At 58.2% G+C, this 25781-nt stretch carries 21 protein-coding genes and 1 pseudogene; 8 read left to right on the forward strand and 14 right to left on the reverse strand.

Annotated elements, in window-relative coordinates:
* Positions 1–436: 436 nt before the first annotated feature.
* From ACFQX9_RS11190 to ACFQX9_RS11200, 3 genes are all read right to left on the reverse strand, one after another.
* A complete protein-coding gene (locus ACFQX9_RS11190; RefSeq protein WP_377788426.1) occupies positions 437–1396 on the reverse strand; it encodes a sensor histidine kinase in 960 nt (319 codons plus the stop codon).
* An 88-nt stretch (positions 1397–1484) separates the two neighbouring features.
* A complete protein-coding gene (locus ACFQX9_RS11195; protein WP_377788429.1) occupies positions 1485–1640 on the reverse strand; it encodes a hypothetical protein in 156 nt (51 codons plus the stop codon).
* Between the two features lie 559 nt (positions 1641–2199).
* Entirely contained in the window at positions 2200–2346 is a 147-nt protein-coding gene (locus ACFQX9_RS11200) for a hypothetical protein (RefSeq protein ID WP_377788432.1), read from the reverse strand.
* A 273-nt stretch (positions 2347–2619) separates the two neighbouring features.
* Here ACFQX9_RS11200 and ACFQX9_RS11205 point away from each other — a divergent pair, with 273 nt between their 5' ends.
* The gene (locus tag ACFQX9_RS11205; RefSeq protein WP_377788435.1) at positions 2620–3024 is read left to right on the forward strand and encodes a hypothetical protein; all 405 of its coding nucleotides are present in this window, start codon (positions 2620–2622) and stop codon (positions 3022–3024) included.
* Between the two features lie 118 nt (positions 3025–3142).
* Here the strand turns inward: ACFQX9_RS11205 and ACFQX9_RS11210 are convergent, their stop codons facing one another.
* From ACFQX9_RS11210 to ACFQX9_RS11225, 4 genes are all read right to left on the reverse strand, one after another.
* On the reverse strand, positions 3143–3406 hold the full coding sequence (locus ACFQX9_RS11210; RefSeq protein ID WP_156526996.1) for a hypothetical protein: 264 nt from the start codon (positions 3404–3406) through the stop codon (positions 3143–3145).
* Positions 3407–5104: 1698 nt separating this feature from the next.
* Positions 5105–5404, reverse strand: a complete 300-nt coding sequence (locus tag ACFQX9_RS11215) for a hypothetical protein (protein WP_377788438.1) — start codon at positions 5402–5404, stop codon at positions 5105–5107.
* Between the two features lie 10 nt (positions 5405–5414).
* Positions 5415–5639: a hypothetical protein gene (locus ACFQX9_RS11220; RefSeq protein ID WP_063994985.1), complete on the reverse strand. Its 225-nt coding sequence runs from the start codon at positions 5637–5639 to the stop codon at positions 5415–5417.
* A 3492-nt stretch (positions 5640–9131) separates the two neighbouring features.
* A complete protein-coding gene (locus ACFQX9_RS11225) occupies positions 9132–9446 on the reverse strand; it encodes a pilus assembly protein N-terminal domain-containing protein (RefSeq protein WP_063994988.1) in 315 nt (104 codons plus the stop codon).
* Positions 9447–11118: 1672 nt separating this feature from the next.
* On the opposite strand from ACFQX9_RS11225, the gene ACFQX9_RS11230 reads away from it, so the two are divergent.
* Positions 11119–11946 carry an ABC transporter substrate-binding protein gene (locus tag ACFQX9_RS11230; RefSeq protein ID WP_377788443.1) on the forward strand — a complete coding sequence of 276 codons (828 nt, stop codon included), beginning with the start codon at positions 11119–11121 and terminating at the stop codon, positions 11944–11946.
* Between the two features lie 102 nt (positions 11947–12048).
* A complete protein-coding gene (locus ACFQX9_RS11235) occupies positions 12049–13551 on the forward strand; it encodes an MmgE/PrpD family protein (RefSeq protein WP_377788446.1) in 1503 nt (500 codons plus the stop codon).
* Positions 13552–13700: 149 nt separating this feature from the next.
* On the opposite strand, the gene ACFQX9_RS11240 is transcribed toward ACFQX9_RS11235, so the two are convergent.
* Positions 13701–14582: a transporter substrate-binding domain-containing protein gene (locus ACFQX9_RS11240; RefSeq protein ID WP_377788449.1), complete on the reverse strand. Its 882-nt coding sequence runs from the start codon at positions 14580–14582 to the stop codon at positions 13701–13703.
* 781 nt (positions 14583–15363) lie between these two features.
* Between ACFQX9_RS11240 and ACFQX9_RS11245 the strand changes: the two genes are divergently transcribed.
* From ACFQX9_RS11245 to ACFQX9_RS11255, 3 genes are all read left to right on the forward strand, one after another.
* Entirely contained in the window at positions 15364–15561 is a 198-nt protein-coding gene (locus tag ACFQX9_RS11245; RefSeq protein ID WP_245313319.1) for a lysophospholipase, read from the forward strand.
* 85 nt (positions 15562–15646) lie between these two features.
* Positions 15647–16108 carry an adenylate/guanylate cyclase domain-containing protein gene (locus ACFQX9_RS11250; RefSeq protein ID WP_377788453.1) on the forward strand — a complete coding sequence of 154 codons (462 nt, stop codon included), beginning with the start codon at positions 15647–15649 and terminating at the stop codon, positions 16106–16108.
* Between the two features lie 380 nt (positions 16109–16488).
* A complete protein-coding gene (locus ACFQX9_RS11255) occupies positions 16489–16728 on the forward strand; it encodes a PilZ domain-containing protein (protein ID WP_063994993.1) in 240 nt (79 codons plus the stop codon).
* Between the two features lie 66 nt (positions 16729–16794).
* Here the strand turns inward: ACFQX9_RS11255 and istB are convergent, their stop codons facing one another.
* The 3 genes from istB to ACFQX9_RS11270 all read right to left on the reverse strand — a co-directional run bounded on the left by istB (position 16795) and on the right by ACFQX9_RS11270 (position 21182).
* Positions 16795–17658 carry an IS21-like element helper ATPase IstB gene (gene istB / locus ACFQX9_RS11260; protein ID WP_166107168.1) on the reverse strand — a complete coding sequence of 288 codons (864 nt, stop codon included), beginning with the start codon at positions 17656–17658 and terminating at the stop codon, positions 16795–16797.
* Positions 17618–19156 (reverse strand): IS21 family transposase, encoded by a 1539-nt coding sequence (gene istA / locus ACFQX9_RS11265; protein ID WP_377788458.1) that lies wholly within the window; start codon positions 19154–19156, stop codon positions 17618–17620. The genes istB and istA overlap by 41 nt, the downstream gene beginning before the upstream one ends.
* Positions 19157–19649: 493 nt before the next feature.
* Positions 19650–21182: a winged helix-turn-helix domain-containing tetratricopeptide repeat protein gene (locus ACFQX9_RS11270; protein ID WP_377788461.1), complete on the reverse strand. Its 1533-nt coding sequence runs from the start codon at positions 21180–21182 to the stop codon at positions 19650–19652.
* A 115-nt stretch (positions 21183–21297) separates the two neighbouring features.
* Here ACFQX9_RS11270 and ACFQX9_RS11275 point away from each other — a divergent pair, with 115 nt between their 5' ends.
* On the forward strand, positions 21298–21741 hold the full coding sequence (locus ACFQX9_RS11275; RefSeq protein ID WP_377788464.1) for a cupin domain-containing protein: 444 nt from the start codon (positions 21298–21300) through the stop codon (positions 21739–21741).
* 205 nt (positions 21742–21946) lie between these two features.
* On the opposite strand, the gene ACFQX9_RS11280 is transcribed toward ACFQX9_RS11275, so the two are convergent.
* The 3 genes and pseudogenes from ACFQX9_RS11280 to ACFQX9_RS11290 form a co-directional block, all read right to left on the reverse strand.
* Complete coding sequence (locus tag ACFQX9_RS11280; protein ID WP_377788467.1) at positions 21947–22699, reverse strand: molybdate ABC transporter substrate-binding protein; 753 nt, start codon at positions 22697–22699, stop codon at positions 21947–21949.
* Between the two features lie 117 nt (positions 22700–22816).
* Positions 22817–23599 carry a molybdate ABC transporter substrate-binding protein gene (gene modA, locus ACFQX9_RS11285; protein ID WP_377788470.1) on the reverse strand — a complete coding sequence of 261 codons (783 nt, stop codon included), beginning with the start codon at positions 23597–23599 and terminating at the stop codon, positions 22817–22819.
* 475 nt (positions 23600–24074) lie between these two features.
* Positions 24075–24186: pseudogene (locus ACFQX9_RS11290) on the reverse strand (PEP-CTERM sorting domain-containing protein); the annotation flags it as partial.
* A gap of 1378 nt (positions 24187–25564) precedes the next feature.
* Between ACFQX9_RS11290 and ACFQX9_RS11295 the strand changes: the two are divergent.
* Positions 25565–25774, forward strand: a complete 210-nt coding sequence (locus ACFQX9_RS11295) for a GDCCVxC domain-containing (seleno)protein (protein ID WP_084777481.1) — start codon at positions 25565–25567, stop codon at positions 25772–25774.
* The last annotated feature ends 7 nt before the right edge of the window (positions 25775–25781 follow it).

The following is a 25781-nucleotide window of genomic DNA, read 5'->3' on the forward strand; positions in this document are numbered from 1 at the left end:
GGGCTCGTAACTCCGGTCGGGCTACGCCCTCCCTGCGTCACGAGCCCGGCGAAGCTCTCTCATCCTGATTGACGCTGCACTTCCATCCTGATTGCCGCGCCGCACCTGGGAGGCCATTCGCTCTTCGGCCGATGTCGGGGGTAAACGGACATAAGGCCGCCAACCGACTTGATGAGTAAATGCCCTAGCCGCGTTCCGCCCTCGAGCCGGTCTCCTGCCTCGTCGGATCCAGATCTGCCTCGAGTTCCGCTATGATGTCCTGCAGCAGCCGTGCGGCCAAAGGATCGGTCGTCTCCGCGTGAAGTCTGCGGAATCGGTCCAGTTCCTCGGCGTGTTTTGGTGATCGATCGACCATAGTGTTCTCGCAAGCTCCGACATCATCTACGCCACAAGCCGTCCATGGTTGCAGGGCAAATCCGAAAATGCATCGCGGTCTTCAGCTGTCGAGCGCGACCGAGACTTGCACTTCGCAGCCTTGCGGAAGAGGCTTCCTCGCGACGGTGCCCTTCATCTGGGTGGCGAGGAGGTTGATGAGCCGAGTGCCCAGTCCGCTCTTCGCTTCCGCGGAGCAACCGATTCCGTCGTCCCTGACCGACACCAGAACGTGGTTTTCCTTGGCTCGCAGCTCGACCTCCACCGAGCCGTGTCGGCCCTCGGGAAATGCGTACTTGAAGCAGTTTGTCACCAGTTCGTTGACGATCAGCCCGATCGAGGCCGCCTGCGAACTCCGCACCCAGATGTCCTCGCAGCGGACCCGGATCGAGATCGTGCGCACGCCACGGTGAAAATCCGCAAGGCTGGCGCACAAGGACTCGATGTACGGCGCCAGCGCGATCCGACTGGTGTCCGCCGTCTCGCGCAACCGGTCGTGCACCTTCGCGACGACGTCCACCCGGCTTACCGCGGACGCAATCGCCCTCTGCACGGCCGGGTCGGTTTCGGAGCGAGCCTGCAGCCGGAGGATAGAGACGATGGTAGCGAGGTCGTTCCGCGTTCGATGTGCGAGCTCCTGGAGCAGAACGTCTCCATAGCGCTTGGCTTCCGAGAGCTTGTGCAACGTGGTCCTAAGGAGCTCGGTGATGGCAGCGATACAGAATCCGGTGATGATGAACAGGACGAGCGGGATGGCGGCGGCCGTGGCCGGCCTGGGTATGAGGTACGTAACGGCGAGAACGGCCGCCGCAGTGGTCGCAACAATTCCACATCCGCGACCGAAAAGGACGGATGACAAGAAGATGGCGGGAATGAAAAGCAGGAGCGGATAGGATCGGAGGTATTCGTCCGCCATGACCCTGGCGAAAAAGGCGATACCGACGAGGCCGAGGGTGAGAACGTAGCGCACCCAGATCGGGAAGTTTGACTTGGCGGTGAAGAGGCGGTGCAGAAAGGCTTCCATGGAAGACCAACGTGCCGCCCAGCCGCGGTGTTCCGGGCAAGGGTGCAGCGTCGTTCCGGCCTGCCGAATGCAGTGCGTTGATACCGCTTCAGGCCGCGTGCGCGCTGTTCTCGGCGCCGCGAGCGTCAGGCAGAACCCTGAGCGGCTTGAACTCGGTCTCGCTTTCGGTCACGCCTTCGCAGCCGGGACACACAAAGCGATGGATGATCGTAGTGACGGGCTGTTGGCGCTCCAGTTTCGACATGAACCATCGCATCTCGATCCTGCACCTCATGCAGGTAGGCGGCTCCAGTTCGGCGAGTGAGTTCTTAAGACGATCTACCATTCGACGTTTCCCAAAGCGGCGGTAGGATAGCACGGCCGATGGCGGCGTAAGTATCGTTTGATACTCAGCCGCCAGCGGAATGGCTGTACTTTATTCCGCTCCGGACAGCGTGTCCCACGTGCAGGCCGATGAAACCTGCCTCGACGAACATCCGCCGCCGCTCGATGTTGTTTTCTCAGGACCGTCTGGTCGCCTCCTAATTGGCCCGCGCGAGAGCCTCGATGAGAGCCGATGAGTTCCGTTCTCAGCGCGCATGGCTACGTTACAGCCCGCATGAAGGACTCGAGCCGTGGGCCGACCTGTGAAGCCCGATCGGCGGCGTCTGGTCGTTGCCGCCAGCGCCAGACATGGTGGTGGCGACGGCTTCGATGGACTGCGAGGCGAGGTGGATGTGCATGGCGCCACCCGTATAGATGAACCGCCAAGGGCGCGTAATTGCCCCGAGATCCGGCCGAAGTCGCTCCGATTTGTAGCGGAGTCAGCGGGTCTTTGAGTGCTGAGCGGCGACACTCTGCGCGCGGCGCTCTTTCGCATCGGCGCCAAGGCATGCGATCGTTATGACGATCGTCGCCAGCAAGGCGACCCAAAAACAGACGCCGAACATGACCAATAGCAGTCTGCGCATGAGGCGGCCTCGCGCCGATAAAACGAGAGCCGCCGCGTCGAATAGGATGGCGCGACGGCTCCGCCTGGATGTTCCCGGACGGGGCAATGTCCGGTGTGCAAAAGCTATCCCGCCTACGCGTCGCCGCAACCGAAGCTTCAAGTTAAGCTTGATATCCGCGCTGGAAGTTAATTCGGGAACGAGAAGGGGCACCGGAATGTTTTAACCGGTGAATGCCGAGGAGCGTCTAGGCCCGCGTCCGAATTCCTGACTGAACACCAGCTGCAAAGTTCGATGCGCTGCTACATCTTCACGGTCGACGACGACGGCAGGACACTGAACGCGCAAGAGATCGACTGCAACAACGCCGATGAGGCTCTACAGCTAGGCTCCGCCGCCGTGGCGGACGACCATGTCGAGGTTTGGTGTGGTTCGCGCCGTCTCGCTCGCTTCGAGCCTGAGCGAAGGCAGGAGCGGCCGCTTTGGCGGCTGGCCCAGCGTTTGACCCTAGCTGAGCGCCGTCTCCGGGAAGGCGAGCAACATATCAGGCAGCAGGAGAGGGTCATCGCCCAGCGCAAGCGCGAAGGACGCGATCTAGCTCTTGCGTTCTCCATTCTCGACATCCTGATTGAGAACCAAAAGGCTTATTTACAGGAGAGGGATTTGATCGTGGCCGAATTGGCAAAGCGATCTGGCTAGGGAGGCTCGCGCAGTCACAGCTCGCGGTGAAGGGCGCCAAATGCTTCCGTTTTTGACCGGCACCGCTGCGACGCGTTTTGGCGTTCGAGACGTTCGTCGTTTCCCACCAGTTCGCGGGCTATCGGGGCCGGCTAAGTTCTGTCAGGCCGGCTTCGGTCATACGATATTCGACACCTTCGCCCGTTGAGCGTTGCTCCATCCATCCGTTTCGCAAAAGAGCGAGCCTTGTTCCTGGTTGATCGGGAAGCTTCGAAACAGACACCCAATCGCGGTCACGAAGAGGATCGAGCATTTGCCGGTGATGCTGATTAAAGATCGGCATGCGCTTTTCCTGCTGACCGATGTCTTGACTTGTCGTTTCAAGCGGGCGTTCGGCTTCCATGGCCGTTTGTTGCCACCGCATCGTTTACGATCAGTTACGGCGGGAACAGCCAGCAATCTTTTCTAAATGGTTCATGGGTATTGTCCTGCGGCATGGATCACGAGGACGCATCCGGTTGGTTCGTTCCCGCGCTTAGGCGAAGCTATGCTCGCTTAGCGGCGTGGATGGTGCGCGATAGTCGATTGCCGGAGCCCAGCCGCTTGCCGGCGCCTACGCGGCTCGAACGGCCAAGCCGAATTCCTGACCAGCCGCGGCGGCCAGCGCCGCCCCGCCTTTGAGCGTTGCAGGCTCGCGAATGACGAACAATCGTTCCTTGACGCGCCGATGGTTGCCCGCCGAAGAAGCGGAGTTGCTCTCGCTGTTCGAGGCAGGGGCGACAGCTGAGTTCGCTGCCGAGCGGCTGGGCCGAACTCGGCAAGCGGTTTACGCTCGCTTGCATCGGTTTCAAAGGCAGCAGGGTCGCGCGAGTAGAAGGAGTGGGCAGCTCTTTGCTCAGTTGTTGAAGTAAAGAAGGTCATTCTGCCGATCGGCTGCGCAGCCGCTGGCCAGCATTCCAGTGCGTCGCGTGAGATGGAGCCAGAAGGGAACGGCAGCTCGTTGACACGGCGCTCTGCCCGTCCGTCAATACGTCCGCATCTTGGCTTTTAACGCCTCTTCGCCCTTGGAGGTGATCTGGTACTTCCGTAGGCCCTTGCCGGCTTCGTCTCAACCCAACCTTTGCGCATCAGCTTTAGAATGCGCCTTTGTCGGCCGAGAACTGCCGGCGTCGGCCGCTCTCCGTGATGACCTCGACCCGACGAACCGAGGTCCTAGGCTCAAGCATATGGTCAAACTTAGACACAAGCCGATCTCCAATCAGAGATCGATCATTCCTCGCTCGACGCCTTCAATGGAAGGTGGCACCGAAACAGCGCTTACGATAGAGAGCGCACAATCCGTCGAGGATTTGTGACTGACCCGCGCTCTCACCGAGGGTGCTACCCAACTGGATGCGAAACCACCCTTCGTCTCTGCCGCTCAGATCAGCGCTGCCTACCCGGTGGCTATTTCGCGCAAATATGAATGATGCCAGCGGGTGTCGCGCGAGCGGATATTTGCGCCGCGCCTGACAAAGCCGTCTTGGGATAGCGGCTTCAGATAAAGCTTCAAGCCACGCAAACTCGGTCGCGTGCTCGTGACATCAAGCGAGCCTTTCATTGAATGCCAACAGCCGATCCTTTGTAGGCTCCGAATGGGCAATCTTCTGGATTTCGTCGGGCGTTAGGCGCTTACCGTCTAACTCAATCGAGAATGCACGCGGGTTTTCAGCCTTGTCCATTTTCGCACAGCATCGAAGAGCGATACTTCCTTGGGCTGATCGACAGAATTTGCTGAGGACGGAATCATCCTTGTTTGCTTCTCGAAATCCATCCTTCGCTCCAATTATGTTCATTTTGCTGAGCTACGCATGTGGCTGCCCGAGTTCAAGTCGCCTGGCGGCATCTCATAACGTGCAATTCGATTCCCGCTGGGGAAGAACTGACAGGACTGTCTACGGTAGTGAACAACAGGTCCTCGAAGTCGAATGTGTACAGCCTTAGGCGTCCGCCAGAAAGCTGCTCTCGCCAACCCACAAGCTTATGGCTGTTTGTAAAATCCCTCGCCATTTCCCAGACGCTTTTGCCATGCTCGGTGCGAAATGCGGGCCGATCTGGGTCCTTAATTATCTTCAGGATTGTTTTTTTCCACCCCTTGAAGTCGATAGCGTATCGGCGGCGGCTCGAAGTTGCCTGCATCCAGAGCTACTTCGTTGGAAGGAAGTTGTAGCAGTTGCGCCTTGGAGGCAAATGACTGGTAGCAATCTACTGTGATGGGCGGCAGCGAGTCCGGAGAGCGTTGTGCGTGAGAATTGGAAAACGCTGCTGTCGCCAACAACAGCCCAAGACTGAGCGCTTTCATTTTGCAGCCTTTCATTTCGAACCTAAACCCGACTTTGATATTGCTGCTTTTGGTAGCCATTGCCTTCCCATCAACCGATGTTAGGGCTACGCTCTTTTTCCTCAGCCAAGAATTGATCCAAATCGATCCGCAGGTCTTCGGCCGCGTCCCCGCTCAGCGCAAGCCGGAGCACGCCATCCTCGGTCGAAATCTCCAGAAAGCCGGCTAGGGGATCAGCGGCGGACTTATGCACGGCCGTATCCAACACTTTTAACGGCACGTCAGCGCGAACATAGCCTTGTATCGGTCTGCTCATTGGACAAATGTACCCTTTGGTAAACTGTAGTGTGCCTTGGATTGATACCGCTATGGTCGCCTTTGGAGCCCTCACGGTGGTCCTTAAGGGCCGAACCGGTTGGCCCGCTACGGCGTGGATTTCTCGAAGATCAAAACTCGATGCGCGGTTACTCTCTTGTCACGTCCGTCACCTGCTCGCCTCCGGGTCGCATAGTCCCCTGGCATCGGAGTTTGACAGGTCCACCAGCACGATCGACCTCCAACAGCAGGCTAAAGGCTCCCGGACGGTCGATTGCCTGCACTGTCCTAATCCCTGATATTTGCCCCTCCGTGGTTTCTATCCGCTCAAGACACGCGCGCTCAGTGGGATTGAGCCGATTTTTCCAATCCTCCGCGGCTCTCGCATGCGCGGAGAAGCTGACGAGCAGACCGGCTAACAACATGCTGGTTCTGACCATGGGCCTTCTCCCGCGATGAAAATTCAACGGGGCGGGCCGGCGTCGGTTCCTTGGGTGCCGGTAGACCCTCCTTTTGCGCCTGGTTCGGGTGATCTGTTTCGGTTACTATTGGTGTATTGCCGTCCCGACCCTCACGTTCGCAGCGGCCAAGTTTATCGACGCTCGGGCAGAGCGCAGGCGCTAGTAGGCGCGCTCAAAAAGTCGCCATCGGCCCGGCCTGCTCTATTGCTTAACAAGCTTTGACCGCGTACCGGCCAGCATTGTGTAAGCAAGGCGCCGCCAGATCAGGTTCATCAGGACTAGCATATCGGCATTCCCCGCGTTCAGTGGCCCTAATCTCGAACAAGTTCTGTTTCAGGGTATTTCGCGCAGGGTGGCAAACGGTTTCATGCGACCATGAGCTTGGCCGCTGCTTCACGCCGGCGGGCCGGCACTCTCGGCGGCGGCACTTGATATCCCTTCGACGAAGACTCTTTGCGGCATGTTACGTACCAACATCTTGTTCTGATGTGAAACACGGCGCGCGTTCGATCAATTCCTGATCAACGAATTTATTAATTTGAGCAGGTCCTGCTGCTCTGGGCCGTGTGCGCCTTGGCGAAGAAACCTTCCGATCTCAATGTACGAAACTAGACAGCCTGAACTGGGATCGGGTTGATGCTTGACCATCAGCGTGTTCGAAAAGGGGTGACGCGCCAAAAACCAGCTGTCACCATCACTACTCTCGTAAATTAACCCGGCCGCTCATCTCGAGATAATTGCTGCAATGTCGGTACGTTCCGCTTTCATTGCTTCGCAACACCATAAGGCAACCTGGTTGGCTTGGCTCTGCTTTCTGTTGAGCGGCCAAGTCTGCACGGTGCAGCCACCGGGCATTTACAGTTCGGGAGTGGGGCTTCCGTCCTTAGCAAGCTTGCGAAGCTCAGCAAGTGTGCCCCTGGCGCAGTCACATCCCCCACAGAGCACGGGAGCTGTGCTTGGTGCTTCGCGCGGCGGTAATATGATAGACAGGCTACCGCACTGCTCACACACGAACTTGAACCGTGGCTGGTCTGAAACTGGAGCGACGGGCATGATGAGGAGCGTACCGCTCCTCGTTTAAAGAAGGCCTCTGGATCTAAGCCGGTCTTTATGCGTCGGCTTAAGATTTTGTTTGGCGTGACGCTCATCATGGGACAAAACCCGCCTGTGGCGGCAACTGAGCTTAGCCGCTCCGAGGCCAGCCGCCGCCTTGTGGAGCTCGGTCTCAAGAAAGGCAAATGAAGCCCGCGCGGAGTCCCTGATATTTTTCCACGCCTATGTTATAGAATTCGCCCTCTGGGGAGAGGGAGCGATGCGGGCTGGAATCCGCTTAGTGCTGCTTCTGAGTCAAACGACGACAACCTTTGCCGCGTGCGGCGATCGGGGTGGCCCTGGTTATCGCGGGCCGTCGGGCCGCTGCGTCGGCTGGGCAGACATCGGCAGAATCTGCGGCATCCCGCCGAGTACCAGATGCACAGCCGAAAGCGTTGCAACCGGTTTCAGCGATGCCGCCGATCACGAGCAAAAGGCTTGGGACGCGGGCAAGAGGCTAGACAAAAGGCAGGTCGGAAGGATCAGCGGTTTAAATAGTATAGGCAGGCTGGTCGAGCTCGGGCTAAAACAGGCAGTCTTCAAGCAAAGGACCGATCGTATGAGATTCCTAGTCGGCCTCTCGGCTGTGCTCGTTGCGACCAGTGCCCTCGCGCAAACCGCTCCACCGAAGGAAGCGAACAAGCCCGCTGTCCAACTCAGGCCACAGGCAGCGATGGGCTGTAAACTCGTCGGCTCTGTCCGGGGGACGAAGATATGGGCCGGTGAATGCACCGCAGTTTTGCCGGCGGAGATTCTACGATCGTCTGCCGAACCGGAAGAGAAACAATGAGCGAAGGATAAATTCCCGCCCAGGAGCTAATCACAAGGTCAAGACGTTCGCGAACTTATCCCCGGGTTCCTCCCGCAGGAGCCGTTTTGCAAGCCACATTAGCCCAAGAGCAAAACCGCGCATCACGGGCTGGCTCAGTGCCCATCAGGCGTCGGAGGTCAGACGAGATTTCTCAGCCCCCAGTCGAGCGAGTCAACCTCTTTATTGTACTCCGGACAGCCTATCCTTTTCTTTTTTGACATTGCCACTGTGGTCCTACGCCCTGCATCGCTTTTGAAACGGCGTAACGACAAGCCGCATCTTATCCCACAAGACTTCGGCTAAGTTCCGGTGCTGCGATGCGCCCAAACAAAAGCCTCCCGAACGGCGTCTCCCCCATTTATCGCAGGTGAGTTACACGGGGAAGGACTGGCTTCTGATATTGGCGTGCTCCGTGACAAGGCGGCGGTTTCCAATGAGTGCAAGTCCGACCGCGGCAACCGCTCCAGCTGGAAGCAACCCGGAGCATTCATGGAGGGTAGGACTTATCGAGCCGCAGTCACTTGTCTTTGCAGCCGATGACTTCCAATGGGAAGGGCTCTCGGAAGGCCGGACGAGGCCGGGTTCAGACCGTCCAGCCGGCATTCTTTCAAGGGCTCGGCGTCGTGCCGTATCTTACAAAGGAAGCCGTGTCGCTCACGCTGAAATTCATCTCCGGCATAGCGAAAAGCCGTCCTTATCTTCGCCTATGCTGAGCCTTTCCAAATTATCCCGCTGAACGCCGCGGTGATGTCATGGCCACTCCAGACGAGCGTCGGCGGGGGGCGAGCCCTGGCTCAATTTTTCGAGCCTGTGGAGTTGCTCCAACTGGTCGGTCCGAGGGTTTCAATAGTGTAGGAGGTGTCGGCCTGCGTAGCCGAGCGCCTGTAGGGTGAGCCGAGGGGGGCATTACGATTGGACCAGGTCCTCGTATCGTTCAGGCAGCTCAATAGCGACCATACGCTGCACGGTGATTACGCGCGGATGTGAGAATTGGCCTATTCGTTCAGTGGCATGCCTCGAGCGAGCGGTAGACTAACAGTTCGGAGTTCAGGGGCAAACCGGGGCCATAGACCCGTTTGGATCGCGGGATTCGGGATCGTAGACGGTCTATGTTCTGCCGGCTTCTCATTCAGATATGGCTTGGGCCAATCACCACGATTCTTGCGTTGGTGATCGCAATGCCTGCGTCGTCTAAGAAAATGAGATTTGTTGCTCCAAGGTTTAAGGGTTCCAGTGTGACCCGGCTATGTTCGAGCGTATGAATATCAACGATTTTCGGATCGCCGATCAGCACCGTCTCGAAAGATCTTTCAAGCGAAAGCGTCGTCGGAGCGCCGAGCCTAAGAGTGATCGTCTGATCCGCGGCGCAAGCGACGGAAATCATGATCAGGAGCAAGAATAATACCGTCACGCAAGTTGGCACGCGAAGCACAGCAGTCGTCATGGCAATTCCTCCGGCGTACTTTCATACGGGTAGTCCGATGACGTCAGGTAAGACGAACGTCGCGGCGATCGGTGTCCACCAACGCATATTGCCTCAGAGCTCCGGAGAGCAGCAAGCCTCGTTGGGTGTGGATCATCACCCGAAACACTATGTTTTCAAGCCTTAAGATTAGCACTCCAAGTGAAAGGAGAGATGGTCATGAGTTCAGCTGCGAATGCTCATTCCCGTCTTCTCTCAGCACACGAAGTTACGATGGCCGCATCATTACAGGATATGCAGTTCTTGCGATGATCTTGGTTGCCTTCCTTTACCTGGCCGCCGCAGCACTCGATGAAGCCTTCACAGCAATGGCTGCTATGCCTTGATCCACGGATGACAGGGACGGAGCTAATCTCGTGTCCTCATTGGGCATGCGCCTGCGGCCAAACAGCTGAACTAGAGCTGCTTAGTGCTCTGAGACGTGGATCAGACGTTGGCGTTCGCCGCCTGCGAAGACTCATCGTTCGCCGCTTCTTCTATCTCGATGGCGGGCCGGGTCGCATCACAGCCGTCAAATTTAGGCCAACGCAACACAGCTGAAACCTAAGTGCGCGGGCACGACATCTGCTAGAAGCAAATTGGGCCGATTATCCTTGCATCGAATTGAGGAGAAGACGTCATGCCGGGATCTGGAGCTACGCTCGAGCGATCGTCCTCAGTGCCCTTCTGTTGGCAGCCGGCGCAGCTGTTATACCGCGTAGCGCAGAAACGAAGTTGGGTTCTGGCTGGAAGTGCGATCATTCGTTTTTCGTGACAAGTTGTTCGCAGGTGACGGGCGGATAACCCAAACCCCGCGTGTTCCGCCAAGCTCGACTGCTTTCGTTGCGCCGGTGTCTGACAGCTAGGATTGTCGGTTTTGCGGCTTGTTTGCCTCATGATGGTCTCTGGCGCAGTCGGCCGCAGCTCCGACCTTGTCCTGCCACGTGGCTGGCGATGCCGCCTTACGACCGCACCTTGATACAGCCCTTGGCGTCGGCAGACGAAATGGCAGCAAAGCTCAACAAGCACTCGGAAACAACGAGTACTTTGGCAAGGTCACACCGATGCCCGTCGACTTCGATTGCATGCTGGAACGTCACCCGCGTCCTGGTGGCCAGTAGTTCCGCGCTTGCCGACAAGGGCACCTGGTCCGTGATGCCAGAACTCGTCGCCGCCCACACGGAGCAGCCTTGCGCGACCTCCTGAAGACGTCGCGAGGTCTCTCTCATGCGCTATCTCCTCGTCGAACGGAGCAGCTGCTGCAATCAACGGAAGATATACGTACCGAGCAAGTTAACAACACGAATGACGCTTCTGGCACAAAACGGAGCCAGCGGATCGTCTTGTTATGCCCGTTGTTCGGCGTCGACCGGAACTAGCTCCCAAAAGCGACGACCGATCTTCGCATCGGTCGAATTGGATTTTGCCGCGCGATCTCGTTATCCGCGCTATTATTATGACTCGCTGCGGCGCATATTCATCCCTCGGATGGAGGGCGCAGATGCGGCGGCGGGATTTCATAAGGGCAGCGTCCGCCGTCACGGTGGTCGCGTTGGCGGCCGACGTCCGGTCGTTTGCACAGCAATCGACGCGTCCTCGTCGCATTGGGGTCTTGCTGTTCAACTCGCCGCAAACTGAGCCAATAAGTCCATTCTTGGATAATCTGAAGACATTCGGTTATATAGACGGGAAAAACATCATTGTCGATTTTGCCTTTGCAGATGGTCGATCCAAGCGATTACCCGAGTTGGCCGCTGCCTTAGTCGATCGCAAGCCGGACGTGATCTTTGCGTACGGAGGTGATGTTGCCCCCCACGCCAAGCAAGCAGCGACTTCTATTCCGATCGTCGTGATGGTCAGTAACGACCCCGTACAAACTGGACTTGTAAGCAGTATCAGGCAACCGGGCGGCAACGTAACCGGTCTCACCCTGATTTATGATGATTTAGCGGGGAAGATGCTCTCGCTCCTCAAAGAGGCGGTGCCTAAATTGAGACGCGTAGCGGTTCTCTGGAACCCGACCCATGCAGATCCAGAGTTTCGGGAAACTAAGAGAGCTGCGGACTTGGAAGGCGTGGAGGTTCAATCCCTGGAGGTGCGGGGCGCAGGTGATTTTGATGGCGCATTTGTATCTGCACTTGATCAGCATGCAGACGGGCTGATCGTTGTCTCGACGAGACTGCTTTTCACACAGCGTAAGAAGATACTCGCGTTCGCCGCAAATTCCGGGATGCCAGCAATCGGCAGCTGGGGAGATTGGACAAGAGACGGTCTGTTGCTGTCATATGGCCCGAACACCGCCGAAATCATGGGACGTGTCGCTGTCTACGTGGACAAAATTCTTAAAGGAGCGCGGCCCGCCGACATACCCATCGAACGCCCGGCCCGGTTCGAGTTGGTCGTGAACCTCAGAACAGCGAAGGCCCTAAGCCTCGCCTTACCGGCGTCACTACTTGCCCGCGCCGATGAGGTGATCGAATAGACCCGGTCCTTCGTTGAAGTCCTTCTGGCATGCAACGGCGGATTACTAACCGGACGGTTGCTGGCCAGGACTGTCGTAGCAAAACTCGTAATGGAGACATTCATGAGACGGCGTGACTTTCTGACGCGAACCGCAGCTGGCGTTTCCGCATATCTCCTTCTGGAGAACGGTCGGGGGGACGGTTATCGTTTTGTCCGTTCAGCGCTTGCCGCTGGCGAGGGCGATAGGCGGAAGGCCACCGGTGAGCAGAATTTGGCCGAATTTGCACTTTCGATCAAGTATGAAGGGCTGCCTGCGGAGGTCATCGCAGCGGCCAAGCGGGTGCTTCTCGACACGCTCGGATGCGCATTCGGATCCGTAGGAAGCGAGCCTGCAAATATAGCCGAGGCGACAATTCGCAAAACGTTCGGAGACGGCAACACCGCCACTGTGATCGGCTATCCGCACTCCGCGACCGTAGAAGGCGCACTGTTCGTCAACGGCGTCCTCGTCCGCTCGCTCGACCTGAACGATACCTATATCGGCACCGAGGCACTTCATCCGAGTGAGGTGCTTCCGACGGCCATTGCGCTCTGCGAGGAGAATGCACGAAACGGCCGTGACCTCGTCGAGGCGATCGTCGCGGGCTACGAAGCCAGCATGCGCGTCAACGACGCAATTTCCTTCATTGAACGTGGTTTTCACCCCTTGTGTGCCGCTTCCTACGGTATCCCCCTGATTGCGGGTAAGATCTGGGGACTGCCTAAGCAAGCCATCGCCAACGCGGTTGGAATTTCAGGCGCCCGTGGCTTCACAAGCTTTGTCGTCAATAGTGGCGCGATCAGCATGATGAAAGCCATGGGACTTGCCGCGACCGCGGCGGACGGCGTTTTCGCAACGCGGCTCGCCGCGCAGGGTTTTACTGGCCCTTCCGGCACGCTGGAATGGCTGGCGTCGAAAATAAAGCCCGTCAAGGACGGGTTTGCTGTTGATCTTGAGCTTGCCCAATACCGGCTGCCCCGGGTGGCGTTCAAGCGCTTCCCCGTTCAAATCGAGCTGCAGGCCGTGGTTGAGGCTGGCGCATCGCTCTCTGCGAAGATCAAGGGTCGCGCACAAGATATTAGAACGATCACCGTTGAGACCTATCCCGGGATAATCGAGCGAGTCGCAGATCCGGCGAAATTCAAGCCGCAGACAAAGGGGACGGCCGATCACAGCCTTCCCGTCTGCCTTGCCATGGCTCTTCTCGACGGTGATGTGACCGTAGCTCAGTTCGAGAAGGATCGTTGGCGGGCACAGGACGTGATGGCCCTGGTGGAAAAGACGTCGGTGAAGCCGGCGGCGGCACTCATCGCCAAACTCCCCAAGGGACGTGGCGCAAACATTGAGATTGTATTCGTAGACGGTCAGTCCTTGCGGGACACCGTGGAAGTTCCCGAAGGCGACTCCGAACGCCCGCTCTCGCGATCGTCGCTCGAACGGAAGTTCATGAATTTTTCGGTCCCTGTCGTTGGCAAGGCCGGCGCTGAGCGCGTCATGTCTCTCGTTGATGGCCTCGAAGAATTAAAGGATGTCCGAGAACTGACCCTCGCCCTCAAGGGGGCGGGAAAGCCAAATCCGATATGAATGTAGACAACCTGGTCGACCAAAATGGACATGCTCGTGTCGGCTGTTGGCAATGACGCGATGTTCGGGTTAAGGCAGCGTTTCGGGAATTTCGGAGCCGTCACGACAGCTTTGGACCCTCATGGCCCAAGCTCCACGACTGGCGCGAATTAATTCGGAACCCGAACGCCGCGCAGCCCGGCTTCGGCAATCGCTTTCTCCACGGTGCCATCCGCCCGCATTTCGGTCACGAGTTCGTCAACCGTAGAAAGCGCGGAGGCGGCTCGCTTGCGCACTCCGATTGCCATTTGCACGACGTTGAAACGCCCGGGTAATACGTGTGCTCCAGGCAATGCGTCAGCAATGCGGTGGGCGAGGTGCAGGTTCTCACCGTAAACGTCAGCCTTAGCTGTTGCCAACGTCTCGCGAGCCGATTCAAATCCGCCGGGCACCTGTATGATCTCTGCATTCTTTAAGAGGCGTGTCAGAACGGCGTGTGGCGCGCTTCCTTGCGCCACGGCTACCTTCACGCCTGCACGGTCGACCTCCTCTGCGGTGGTCGGCGTTGCTCCTTCGCGCGCGACATAGCCGTTGTCTACTTCCATGAATGTCACGCTAAAAGCAAGGTATTCTGCGCGAGATGGATCGCGTGCAGCAAGCCCGATGTCCCAGTCATCGCTCGCGAGACTTTCGTTGTAACGCACGGGATTGTCGTAGGCTTTGAGTTCGACCGCTACGCCAAGACGTGCTGCGAGCGTGCGGGCAACGGAGACAGAAACACCGCTGAGGGAACCGTCGGTGCCGCGGGTCACCAGAACAGGATTGGAGGCAATTAGAGCGACCCGCAGCTTGCCGGTCGGAGATAGTGTGGCAGGCGCGGATGGGACTTGAGCCCATGCGATCCGCGGCGTACTGCGGAGGACGGTAGCTGCCGCCACCAGTTGAAGCAAGTGTCTACGAGATAGTTTCACAACGGTCCCTCTCACTCCAAATTTTTGAGGACCACCCGACTGCCTGCCTTTTGAGGGAGGCAGAAGGTTAACACTACACATTTGGGACTTTCGCGCCAGCGTCAGGGTGAAAGAATGAGCTGATGATGTCGCCTTTTGTCACCAAGCGTCAGTTGTGCAGCGCAGAGCGATGTCCGGAGTTGAGTGTACAGCCGAGCTGCCGGTGAAATTCGACGTTTAACCCAGAGCAGAACTCGCCGAACGATCCGGTGTTATTGTAACGGATATTACAGCATCGCCGAGGCTGCCATCTGATGAGCTATTCAGACTAGCCATTAACGCGTTGCGCTGCCAGCGGGTAAGTTAACATCGCTATCAAGTAATGGGTGACGGCCCCATCGACATCATCCTGGTTCCGGGAGTTGTCTCGCACGTCGAATTCCTGCATGAAATACCTGGATATATAGCTTTCCTGCAGCGCCTTTCTAAATTCGCTCGCGTTACCATGACAAACGTGGCCAGGGGCTATCCGACAGAATATCCGGTGCCCCCACGCTTGAGCAACGCCTGGATGAGTGCGGGCCGTGATGGACGATATTGGCTCGCCGCGGGCGGCCCCGCTCGGATTTTCCGAGGGTGGCGCCATGAGAGCAATGTTCGCCGTTTCCTGCCCTGAGCGTGTATCGCACCTTGTCTTGTTCGGAGCATTCATCAGTTATGCGGATCTTTATCGCAGTGCCGATCCAGAACGAATAAAATCACGAACGCATGAAGTCGTGGGGTACCGGCGCCCAGATCGGGCGCGTCATGGCCAGCAAGGCAGCCGACCCCGACGCGGTAGCGCATTTGCCAAATTCGAGCGGTGTCGGCCAGCCCCGGAGCAATGAAGGCCATTCAATTATTGAATCTGCAGATCGACGTCGGTCACATCCTTCCAGCAGTACGCCTCCCGACGCTCGTGCTGCACCGGGCGACCGACCCGATTCCGGTCCAGATGAGACGCGATTTCGCGGCACAAATTCCTGGCGCGAACATATCGAGTATCCCGGCCGCGACCATGCGTTCTGGTCAGGCGACGTAGAAGCTCTGTTGGGTGACATCGAGGAGTTCATCACCGGGATCGCGAGACTGAAGCGATAGATCTTGAGCGAATCCTGGCGACGGTGATGTTCACCGACATCGTCGACTCAACCCGCCGGGCGGCCGAGATGGGTGATCAGAACTGGCGTCGCCTGCTAGACAATCACGATCAGCTGGCGCGCCACATCGTCGAAAGACACCGCGGCAACTTGGTCAAGAGTACCGGCGACGGTATTCTCGCTACCTTCGATGGCCCCGGCCGCGGAGTGCGATGCGCGCTGGCATTTTCGGCCGCCGCTAAACAGATTGGTTTACCGCTGCGGTCGGGTTTGCATACAGGAGAAATCGAAGTCATGGGCCGCGATATCGGCGGCATCGCCGTTCACGCGGCAGCTCGTGTTATGGCAAAGTCCGGGGCCGAGAAGGTTCTTGTATCTCGCGTCGTCACCGAGCTTGTAGCCAGGGCGGGACTGAAGTTCGGCAACCGGGCAGTACATGAGCTCAATGGACTTCCGGGTCGATGGGGCTTGTTTGCAGCAAGCGGATAGAGATTATCTCAGCCAGACTTCTATGTCGTGGCCCCGAGCCCCCCGTGCGCGATCCACTCATCCTTGGTCTCCCCTCGGGAGGAAGACCGTGCAATCGCTGGCAACAAGGCGGTGGTGAGATCTTAGCACGGGGCACCTAATCTGGGTTTCTTCCAGCAGTCGAGCCGGCGAGTGACATGGCAGTGTGCCTCCGCAGCTCGTCTGCGGCATAGCGCGTCGGAATCGTACCTTTATCGGGATGTTAACCTGACTTTTACGTCTCGTCCTAACCGGCGGTATCAAAGGATTAGCGTTTGCCCATTAGCATGATTGTACCGCGGTTGCTGCGCCAGGGTAGGCGCCCTTAACTTCTGTTGAGAAGCCAACTCTTGAGTGAGTGCATGAGCGAGAAAAGAATCGCAGTAAGGCGTCGCGTGTTCAAGGCTGGCACGATTGAGTTCGGCGGGGACGCCATCGATTGTACGGTCAAAAACCTTTCTGCGACCGGTGCGGCTTTGGAGGTTGTAACGCCGCTCTTCATTCCTGATCGGTTCGTTCTCCACATTCGGAGCGACGGGTCGAAACGGCAATGCGGGGTAGTTCGGCGCACTGGGCGGCGCCTCGGAGTCGCTTTCGATTAAAGATATGTCGCTTAGATGCCCCTGAGGTCCCGTGATCTAAGCTCGACGGGGGCAATCTCTGGCCTGTCAATCGGCGTTCGACTGGGACCCCCTATCGGCATCCAAAAGGGACCCCTTTGATCGGCGTGCTCTGCTGGTAGCGCTCGGGTCGTCGGAGCTGGTCGGGGTTGCGGAGACGGCGCGAGCGCGGGTTGTTTGAACATCGTCGCGGCTTTTGAATCGCCAGCTGTCGTTGCCGGTCTCGACGATGTCGCAGTGATGGGTCAATCGGTCGAGTAGCGCGGTGGTCATTTTGGCGTCGCCGAACACGCTCGGCCATTCGCCGAACGCAAGATTGGTGGTGACAATGATGGAGGTGCGCTCGTAGAGCCGGCTGATGAGATGGAACAGGAGCTGACCGCCGGATTGTGCGAACGGCAGATAGCCCAGCTCGTCGAGAACGATGAAGTCCATGCGGGTCAGATGCTCGGCGAGCCGTCCCTGCCGACCGTTGCGGGTCTCGGTCTCGAGCCGGTTGACGAGGTCGACGACGTTGTAGAAGCGTCCTCTGGCGCCATCGCGGATGCAACTTCTGGCGATGGCAATGGCCAGGTGTGTTTTGCCTGTACCGGTGCCGCCAACCAGCACGACGTTGCGTTGTTGGGCGATGAAGCCGCCGCCAGCGAGATCATTGACGAGAGTCTGATTGATCGGCGTGCCGTCGAACTGGAAGTCGGCGATGTCCTTGGCGAGCGGCAGCTTGGCAATGGTGAGCTGGTATTTGATCGACCTGGCTTGCTTCTCGTTGATCTCGGCGTTGAGCAGGTCGCCGACAATGCGTTGAGGCTCGTGCTGGCGCTTGACGGCAGTTGCCATGATCTCGTCGAAGGCAGCCTTCATGCCGTAGAGCTTAAGTTCGCCCATGAGGTCGAAGATTTGGGTTCGTTCCATCGATGGTCCTCCGGAGGTTGTCGTAGCGGGCACAATCGGCGATCGGTGCATGACGGAGCGTCAGTGCGGCCGGCGTCATGATGTTGGCCGGTGGGGCGGGTTCACGTTGACGGGCCAGGATATTGAGAACGACATCGGCGGAATGGACGCTGTGACTGAGCGCTTCGGCACAAGCCGCTTCCACCGCGGACAGACCGTCAGTCAGCACCGCGTTGAGGATGTCGACCATCTGCCGATTGCCATCGTCGGTGCTGGCCAGCTTGCGCCGGATCCGCTCGATCGCGGCCGGCAGCACCCAGTCTTTGAAGGGAGCACCGTTGCGCAAGGCGCCGGGTTTGCGGGCGAGCACCGGCACATAATGCCAGGGGTCGTAGACGGTATCGCCGCGGCCAAAGGATCGCGGGTGCTCGGCAACAATACGTCCATCCTGACGGATCACGATGCGATCGGCATAGGCTTGAACCTCGACCGGTCGTCCGACTGCACTGGCTGCGACCGAGTACTTGTTGTTATCGAAGCGCACCAGGCAGGTCTTCGAGACCGATGCCGTCACCGCATGGAAGCCGTCGAAGCGGCCGGCATAGGGAACGAGTTTGGGGCGTTCGGCTTCGAACACGTCCCAGATCGTCTGATCGGCCAGCTCCGGATGGCGATGAGCCTTGGCGTAGGCGATGCACTTGTCGAGCAGCCAGGCGTTTAACTCGTCGAGGTTTTTGAACCGCAGCCGCGGCGTGAAGAAGCGCTCCCGGACCAGCCCGACCTGGTTCTCGACCTGCCCCTTCTCCCAGCCCGACGCTGGCGTACAGGCGACCGGATCGACCAGATAGTGGCTGCACATCTGCAGGAAGCGGCGATTGTAGAGACGGCCTTTACCGACGAAGATCGTCTCTACGGCGGTCTTCATGTTGTCGTAGATGCCGCGGCTGCAGGTGCCCTTGAACAGGGCGAACGCCCGGTCGTGGGCGTCGAACACCATCTCCTGCGTCTCTCGCGGATAGGCCCGCACGAACAGCATGCGGCTGTGACAGAGCCGGACATGGGCAGCCTTCACCATCACCGTGGTGCCGCTCAGCAGGACGACCTCGTGGCTCCAGTCGAACTGGTAGGCTTCGCCTGGTGCAAAGCTCAGCGGCACATACGCCGACGCTGTCGAGGTGCCGCGTTCCTTGCTCCACCGTCGTGCGTATCGACGAACCGCATCATAGCCGCCGGCATAACCGAGGCCGCGAAGCTCTTCGAATAGCCGGATCAGCGTCAGCCGTTCCCGCGCCGCCTTGCTCTCATTCCCTGCCAGCAACCGGTCAAGCTCGGCACTCCAGGGACCCATCTTCGGGAGCGGCTGCGTCGCGCGCTCATACCGGAACTCCGTCGCTTGAGAACGAATGACCTTGCGAACCACCTTCCGCGATACGCCAAGTTCTCGGCAGATCGCCTTGATCGGACGACCATCAACAAAGTAGGCGCGACGGATCTTACCAATCGTCTCCACCACCAGCATCCCAACCTCGGCTTCCATGACTCGATGGAAGCCACTGTGGACCCTTATCCCGGGGTCCCGATTGGATGCCGATCACCCCGAAAACGGGGTCCTTATTCCATGCCGAAACACACTCTGGCCAGGCTCAACGAATGCAAAATGAGAAATAAGACTGCCAAACAGACCATGGGGAAAGCCCTTGATTGAAGCAATTGCACTTCAGTCTGGGCCAGAGCGAAGGTCAAGCGGGATTACGCCCCAGGGAAGGTTGCGCTTACTAACGGCGCTCTGTTCGCCAGCCGAAGCAGCTGCTGTCTGGCTGCCTGTGCCATCTTTTGCACGGACGTGAAGGGTACGGCGCGCTGGCGCTCTCGCGCAATCGCTGCGTTTCCTGAGTGCTGCGTCCTGCCGCCCAAGCTCGGGGAGCGGGATGGCGGATGAACTCTCGGGCCGTGTTGCCGGCGGCGAGGACACCAAGCGCCAGAAAGCGACATTACCGCGACACATTGGAGTACTAAGACTGCGGCCATTGGACACTGCTGATCATCTGCGCTGCCCACGCCGGATTGTGAGCCTTGAGCGGCTCCAGTATCCCGTCGGGCTGCCCTGAACTGCCGAGCATTTGTTGCACGCAGCGCTGTGCTTCGTCCGCCTTTTCAAGCGCCGCGTAGCAACAGGCGAGCACTTCCAAGCTAGTCCGCCAAGTCGGCCGTATCTGTAGAGCGCGAGCAGCTGCTTCCAGAGCGGCTTCCGCGTGCCCGGAGAAAAGCCGACCTAGTGCAAGAAGGTTGAACCAGACGAAATTTTGCGGATCGTACGGGCTCAGTCGCAGTCCACATTCAAGTGGTGCAATTGCGTCCGCCGCGCGCCCGCTGAACAGGAGAGCCATTCCCAGGACGAGATGGCCTAATGCAAAGCTGGGGCTGATTTCAACCGCTTTTCTGGCAGCGCTAATTGCCTGCTCGCACGCGCCTGCATAGGCGCTGACGATCGCAAGCGAGTAGTGCGCATAAGGGTTTCGTGCGTCCAGCTGAACGGCCTTCAACGCCGCTTGCGTGCCCTCCTGCACGTCGGCCACACGATCGTCCGACCAGCCATAGGCAACCAATCCCGCGCTGACCCGACCGAGCCAGAGATGCGCCTCCGGAAGTTCGGGATCGAGCTTAGCAGCCTCACGAAAAAGCTCCCGGGCTTTCAGGTGATTCTCGTGGGTCACCTGATGAAAATGCCAGGTCCCGCGCCGCACGACGTCCCAAGCTGTCACGTTGCCGGTGTGCCGAGCTGCCGCTTGCGCGCCTTCCGTCTTGAGCAGCTCCGGTTCAATAGCGCCTGCTACGCGTTCTGTAATTTCGTCTTGAACTGCAAACACCTCGGTCAGTTCGAGGTCATAGCGCTCAGCCCAAATATGCTTTGCTGAGGTGGCCTCTACTAGTTGCGCAGAAACGCGGATCGTCTGCGCGGACTTGCGTACGCTCCCTTCGATCAGATATTCGATGCCGAGCTCCTGCGCAATCTGCTTTGCGCCGATCAGCTTCTGCTTGTAGGCAAAGCTTGAGTTACGCGAGATCACGAACAGCCAGCGAAACCGCGTCAGAGCAGTAATGATATCTTCGGTTATGCCGTCAGCAAGATATTCCTGTTCTTTTTCACCACCAGAGTTCGTGAACGGAAGCACAGCGATTGACGGTCGAGGCTCGGCCGCTAACGTGGTCGCTTCAGCGATCCGTTGCACCGGCTCTGCTGCAGGCCCAACGAACCGGTAGCCGACCCGCGGAACGGTGGTGATCCAATCTTCCCCTTCTGCAGTAGGGCCGAGTTGTTTTCTGAGCGCCGCGATCTGAACCGAGAGGTTGCTCTCCTCCACCGCCGTGTCGCCCCAGCCGGCCTGCATTAATTCATCTTTTGTCAGCACCCGACCCGGCGAGCCAATTAGTGCCTCAAGCAACCGAAAGCCCTTGTTACTGATCGGTACGGCCCGGCCATCTCGGAAGAGGTTTCCGCGTCGGGTATCAAGCACGAACGGGCCGAAGGAGAAATCTGTAGACATCCCGCGAGACTAGCGTGTTTTGCAAATTTTCGGAAGATTTCGGCTCAGCATTCAGGACTTTTCGAGAGCTAACGGCAGAATGTATGCGCGTGGATGTATCACATAGGAGGGTTCGATGACGGTCCTTGAAGCCAGCCAGAGCAGCGACGCGATTGCTGCGGTGCATAAAGCCTCTGTTGTCAAGAACGGCGCAGGCTATCGCGCGGAACAAGGCAGCGATTACCAACCAGGAGTGAGCGCAGAAACGGTGGGCTCACGATCGCTCTGGCTAGGTTTGATCACGCTTCCGGCTGGCAAGCGCACGCGGGCACACGTGCACGAGTACCACGAGACCGCGCTCTATATGCTCAGCGGCGACGAAATGGAATTGTTGACCGGCGACCAACTTCAGTTTCGCGACACCGTGCGTCCGGGGGATTACATTTTCATCCCAGCTAATATGTTGCACGTTGCGGTGAACCGAGGCGAAGAACCGGCAGTGTTCATTGGCTCGCGCAACGAAGCGACGGCACAGGAGAGTGTCGTCCTGAGACCTGAGATGGATTGCAAGGTGCCGTAGAATCTCCAAAGGACCCGCGGGATCGGATTAGATCGGTTCACGCAAAAGCGAGCGCCGGCTCAAGGCGATGGCTTCGGATCTGCCCTGAGTTCGTGAGCTCCTGACATTCGTCCCGAAGATGTCGCTGCGTTCGCCCGCGGCCACCTTCCAAGCAATCCGCCGTTTATCAATCAAAATGTTGGTCGCCGCACAAGACGGCTCACCGTTATCCCGGTGTCATACCTTTGCCCTTGATCACCGATATGGCGTCTGGCGTCTTCAGGTAATCGAGGAGCGCCTTCGCGGCTGCGGGCTCGTTTGTGCCCGCACCGAGCGCGGCCGTGAATACGACATCCTGCTGCAACTCAGCGGGGAAAGGGCCAACCACGTCCAAACCCGGCACCGTCAACACGTTCATCAGGAAGAGCGCGAGTTCAGCCTCTCCGTTGGCTACTACAGCGACCACCTGTGCGGGGGTCGGCTGCGCTCTCATCTTGGCTTTCATCAGCTCGGTGATGCCGAGGCGCTCAAATACCTTCGCGATTGAGTAACCAGTTGCGCTTTCCGGGATCGAGGCGACCGATTGCGCATTAAGCAGAGCAGCCTTAAACGCCTCGGGTGTGGAAATGTTTGGCTTTGGCGCACCGCCGCGCACCGCGACACCGAGTCCGACACGAGCTACGTCCAGCGTGGGCCCGGCTGCGAAGTGTGGTCGCGCGGCGGCGTCCTTCATTACCTCAACCGGCACGACGCCGACGTCGAACGGCTTGCCGGAAGTCGCTTCCTTGATCAGGTTGGGGGTGGTGCCGAAGAAAATTTCAAGCTTGTGGCCCGAGGTTTGCTCAAACTTGGGCTTTAAAATAGCCCAGACCCCCGTCATGGCACCGCCGGCCAGCACCCTCAACTCAGCTGCATTCGCAGAGGACAACAGCATCATACTTGCCAGGATACTCACTGCCGCAAAAGAAAGCGCCTTCATATGCCCCCTCCACAACCGCTTAACCTCAAGGTAGACACTATTTCTAATTTCAACCACCATATTCGCGTACGCGGTTTATGCAGTTAGCCGCCGAGCTTGTGGCTCGCAGCTCGCGCTTTACTCGAATCCCTTTGCTTGTAGAACGGCCTTAGCGGCGCGCGAGGTAAGGAACGTGACCAGGGCTCTTGCGGCCTCAGTCTGGTTGCTAGTAGTGACGATTCCAGGGGCAAAGTTGGTGTAGTTCTGAATCGCCGATGGCAATGCGCCAGCGAATTCGACGGTTGGTTGAGCCAAGACTTCGCTGATTTGATTGAATCCGATCTCAACGTCGCCGCTGGCAACGCTTGCGTACAGCACTTTTGCAGACGGAGATAGCTTAGTCTTGGACCTCATTTCCGCAGCGATGCCCAATCGTTCGAGCAGACTGGCCATGTAGATGCCACTGGCACCCCCGCCAGCGGGGTCAGGATAGATAATTGATTTTGCGGCCAATATGGAGCGTTTGAAGGCGTCTGCCGAACTCATGTCGGGATTCGCGGCACCCTTGCGCACAAAGGCGCTAACGCCGACCTTCGCGATGGTGATATGGTCCCCAGCTATGACTTTGCCTTGCGCTCCAAGTTGCTCCATCAGCGGCGCGGCGTTGATCACAAGATCCGCGGCCTCACCCTGTTTGAAACGGTCCGCGATAGCCCCCGCGTTTCCGTAGGCTACCGTTACTTTGTGTCCTGAGGTGTTTTCGAAGTCCGGAATTAGCACGTCCATTGCAGGCTGCAAAGCCACAGCGCATAGAAGCTTGATCTCAGCTGCTGCTGCGGTACTCCCGGCAGCGATGCCAAACAGGGCAAGTGTCAAAACGATCGACCCTGAGACACTCAGAATGCTGCGTTGTTTCATCATGTTCTTCCCCTGGCAGTTAGGAGGTGGCTATCAGCCGCCTACGTGGCTGCCGATATCGCGCTCGAATGAAAAAGATCATCGCGGATAAATTCGTACCTGCGCCGAACCCCCACGCCCTCCCGTCTGAGAAGCCGCGTCGGCGCCCGCGCGGCACGAAAGCTGTGACACTTGTTTCATGTTAGCTCTCCCTCATCCCGAGTTTAGCAATCAAAATCAAGGCGGGGTTATCAGATCACAAGCTCCATGATGTCGCTAGTGGAGCGCGCCGCTATCGCATCAAGCGATGTGCGGCGCATGAACGTACCATGCATAGCAAGGTGCAAGGTGAAGACGCCCGGCGGCGCGCGGCACTGCGGGCGAGCTCTGGATGGTCGGAAGTCAACATTGCGCGCTGTCTCGATCGTCAGATTCGTAAGGACGAGAACGGCGATCCATCACGTTCAGGAGCGGCTTTCGTTGCATTAGCTCGAGACAATCACGCCGCTGCTACGCGGAGCGCGGTCCCTTTCGACCTGCGCCGGCCTCATGCCCACGAAGCCAAGAATCATCATGGCCCAAGTTGACGGTTCGGGGACGGCTGGTACAGCGGCCCAACAGCGCCGTCTGTCTGAAAATTGTTGCCGCACAGGTCAGTGAAGAAGGCAAAAGGATCTTGGAAGGAAGCTCCGACTACAAATGTTTGCAGATTGGCGCTGTATTCTCCACCCGCAAGTTCTTTGGCAAAGATGATTTGGCCGCTATCGGATAATGGGCTGGCACTCGTCGCTAGAACGTCATTTTCTCCCGTCCGCCAAAGTTCGAGATACCACAAAAAGCGTTATATAGTAGGGTGGCGACACCGCTGCCGCCGTTTGGAAGCGGTTGAACCGTTGCGCCCGGGGTTAGCACATCCGGCGCAACGATGGCGGCGTTAGCTGGCGCCGCCTAGGCTTGGGCTGCCATGATTGGTCCGGCGAAAGTTAAAGCAACGACACGACTAAATACCTTCGGCATGGAACGACCTCCTGTTATCAAAAAATCGCAAAGAAAAGAGAAGTGCGCCGAGCTTCGCCAAAGGGCGACAGAGCGGCTCTGACTTAGAACCAGTCGCCGGGAGTGATCAGATCCATTATCAGGACGGCCAACGAAAGCAGTAACCCAAGGCCAGAGAACAAGGCGACGGTCACGACCTCACTCGTCGCGGCTTTCGCCTCAGATTGTTCAATTGTTTCAACGGATGATACTAGTTTTGAGTCTGCTACCGCCATGGTGAGCCCCAAATAAAAACTGATGAAATGAAATTCCGAACAAGCAAGTGATCGTATCTCTACGCCGAAGCGAACACCTTGTCTTCTCATTTGCGGCTAATCATTGCGTTTTACGGGTCAGCAAAGCTGCCTTAAAACGCGGCTGCTCCGATCTAAGACCGAGCTTCCCGCACAGAACGGCACGGGTTCACCGACGATCCGCCGCAACTCGACAGCCATGTATCTAGCACCGCGCTTGCTCTCTCGACGATGATGCGTGTGGCGCGATTGTAGACTTGCGAGTCACTGCTGGGAGCGGCTTACCTCCCCAAGTTTCGGCGACTTTCATCAGCTTGAGGCCGGTGAGCAGTCGGGCTGATAGGCGATAGGGAGGCCCAATGAATATCGTAGCGCAATCGCAGGGTTGTTTGTGAGCGCGATGTCGAAAGTTTGGGACGATAGCCACAAAGGAGAGAGTGGCCGTCAGGCTCTTGTGCCGAGCCAACAAAAGCCAAACGTCTGTTTTGCACGGTCATAACGCCCTTCGACGTCGGACGTACCAGTACTGCAAGATCAAGCACAAACGCAACGCAACGGGCGATACGCAGTTCGGCCACTCCCGCGACGGCCGTTTCGGCGAGGTGAGCCGACTAGCTCCTGCAAGCTGCGCTCGGCTGTCTCAATCAAAGCGGACGTAAGCTGATTTGGCGGCGGTCCAAATTTGTTGTATGAATGCAGAATGATCTTGTTATCCACAATTACGTGCCCGAGCTGCCAGTTCAAAGCCACCGAACGCATGCCGACTGACGCCTGCCAGTTTTTCTATGATTGCGCTGGCTGCGGTACCCGGCTGAAGGCCAAGCCCGCCGATTGCTGCGTGTTCTGCTCTTACGGGACCGTCCCCTGTCCGCCGATCCAAGAGAACGGCAAAGGGGCCTGCTGTAGTTGAGGCCGCC

Origin of the sequence: Bradyrhizobium sp. GCM10028915 (assembly GCF_042666195.1) — a bacterium.
Taxonomy (GTDB): domain Bacteria; phylum Pseudomonadota; class Alphaproteobacteria; order Rhizobiales; family Xanthobacteraceae; genus Bradyrhizobium; species Bradyrhizobium canariense_D.

Excerpts from the sequence above, each read along its gene's own strand:
- ACFQX9_RS11190 (WP_377788426.1), bottom strand. The coding sequence starts at position 1,396 with ATGGAAGCCTTTCTGCACCGCCTCTTCACCGCCAAGTCAAACTTCCCG.
- ACFQX9_RS11195 (WP_377788429.1), bottom strand. The coding sequence starts at position 1,640 with ATGTCGAAACTGGAGCGCCAACAGCCCGTCACTACGATCATCCATCGC.
- ACFQX9_RS11200 (WP_377788432.1), bottom strand. The coding sequence starts at position 2,346 with ATGCGCAGACTGCTATTGGTCATGTTCGGCGTCTGTTTTTGGGTCGCC.
- ACFQX9_RS11205 (WP_377788435.1), top strand. The coding sequence starts at position 2,620 with ATGCGCTGCTACATCTTCACGGTCGACGACGACGGCAGGACACTGAAC.
- ACFQX9_RS11210 (WP_156526996.1), bottom strand. The coding sequence starts at position 3,406 with ATGGAAGCCGAACGCCCGCTTGAAACGACAAGTCAAGACATCGGTCAG.
- ACFQX9_RS11215 (WP_377788438.1), bottom strand. The coding sequence starts at position 5,404 with ATGGCTACCAAAAGCAGCAATATCAAAGTCGGGTTTAGGTTCGAAATG.
- ACFQX9_RS11220 (WP_063994985.1), bottom strand. The coding sequence starts at position 5,639 with ATGAGCAGACCGATACAAGGCTATGTTCGCGCTGACGTGCCGTTAAAA.
- ACFQX9_RS11225 (WP_063994988.1), bottom strand. The coding sequence starts at position 9,446 with ATGACGACTGCTGTGCTTCGCGTGCCAACTTGCGTGACGGTATTATTC.
- ACFQX9_RS11235 (WP_377788446.1), top strand. The coding sequence starts at position 12,049 with ATGAGACGGCGTGACTTTCTGACGCGAACCGCAGCTGGCGTTTCCGCA.
- ACFQX9_RS11240 (WP_377788449.1), bottom strand. The coding sequence starts at position 14,582 with ATGTGTAGTGTTAACCTTCTGCCTCCCTCAAAAGGCAGGCAGTCGGGT.
- ACFQX9_RS11245 (WP_245313319.1), top strand. The coding sequence starts at position 15,364 with ATGAAGGCCATTCAATTATTGAATCTGCAGATCGACGTCGGTCACATC.
- ACFQX9_RS11250 (WP_377788453.1), top strand. The coding sequence starts at position 15,647 with ATGTTCACCGACATCGTCGACTCAACCCGCCGGGCGGCCGAGATGGGT.
- ACFQX9_RS11255 (WP_063994993.1), top strand. The coding sequence starts at position 16,489 with ATGAGCGAGAAAAGAATCGCAGTAAGGCGTCGCGTGTTCAAGGCTGGC.
- istB (WP_166107168.1), bottom strand. The coding sequence starts at position 17,658 with ATGGAACGAACCCAAATCTTCGACCTCATGGGCGAACTTAAGCTCTAC.
- istA (WP_377788458.1), bottom strand. The coding sequence starts at position 19,156 with ATGCTGGTGGTGGAGACGATTGGTAAGATCCGTCGCGCCTACTTTGTT.
- ACFQX9_RS11270 (WP_377788461.1), bottom strand. The coding sequence starts at position 21,182 with ATGTCTACAGATTTCTCCTTCGGCCCGTTCGTGCTTGATACCCGACGC.
- ACFQX9_RS11275 (WP_377788464.1), top strand. The coding sequence starts at position 21,298 with ATGACGGTCCTTGAAGCCAGCCAGAGCAGCGACGCGATTGCTGCGGTG.
- ACFQX9_RS11280 (WP_377788467.1), bottom strand. The coding sequence starts at position 22,699 with ATGAAGGCGCTTTCTTTTGCGGCAGTGAGTATCCTGGCAAGTATGATG.
- modA (WP_377788470.1), bottom strand. The coding sequence starts at position 23,599 with ATGATGAAACAACGCAGCATTCTGAGTGTCTCAGGGTCGATCGTTTTG.
- ACFQX9_RS11295 (WP_084777481.1), top strand. The coding sequence starts at position 25,565 with ATGATCTTGTTATCCACAATTACGTGCCCGAGCTGCCAGTTCAAAGCC.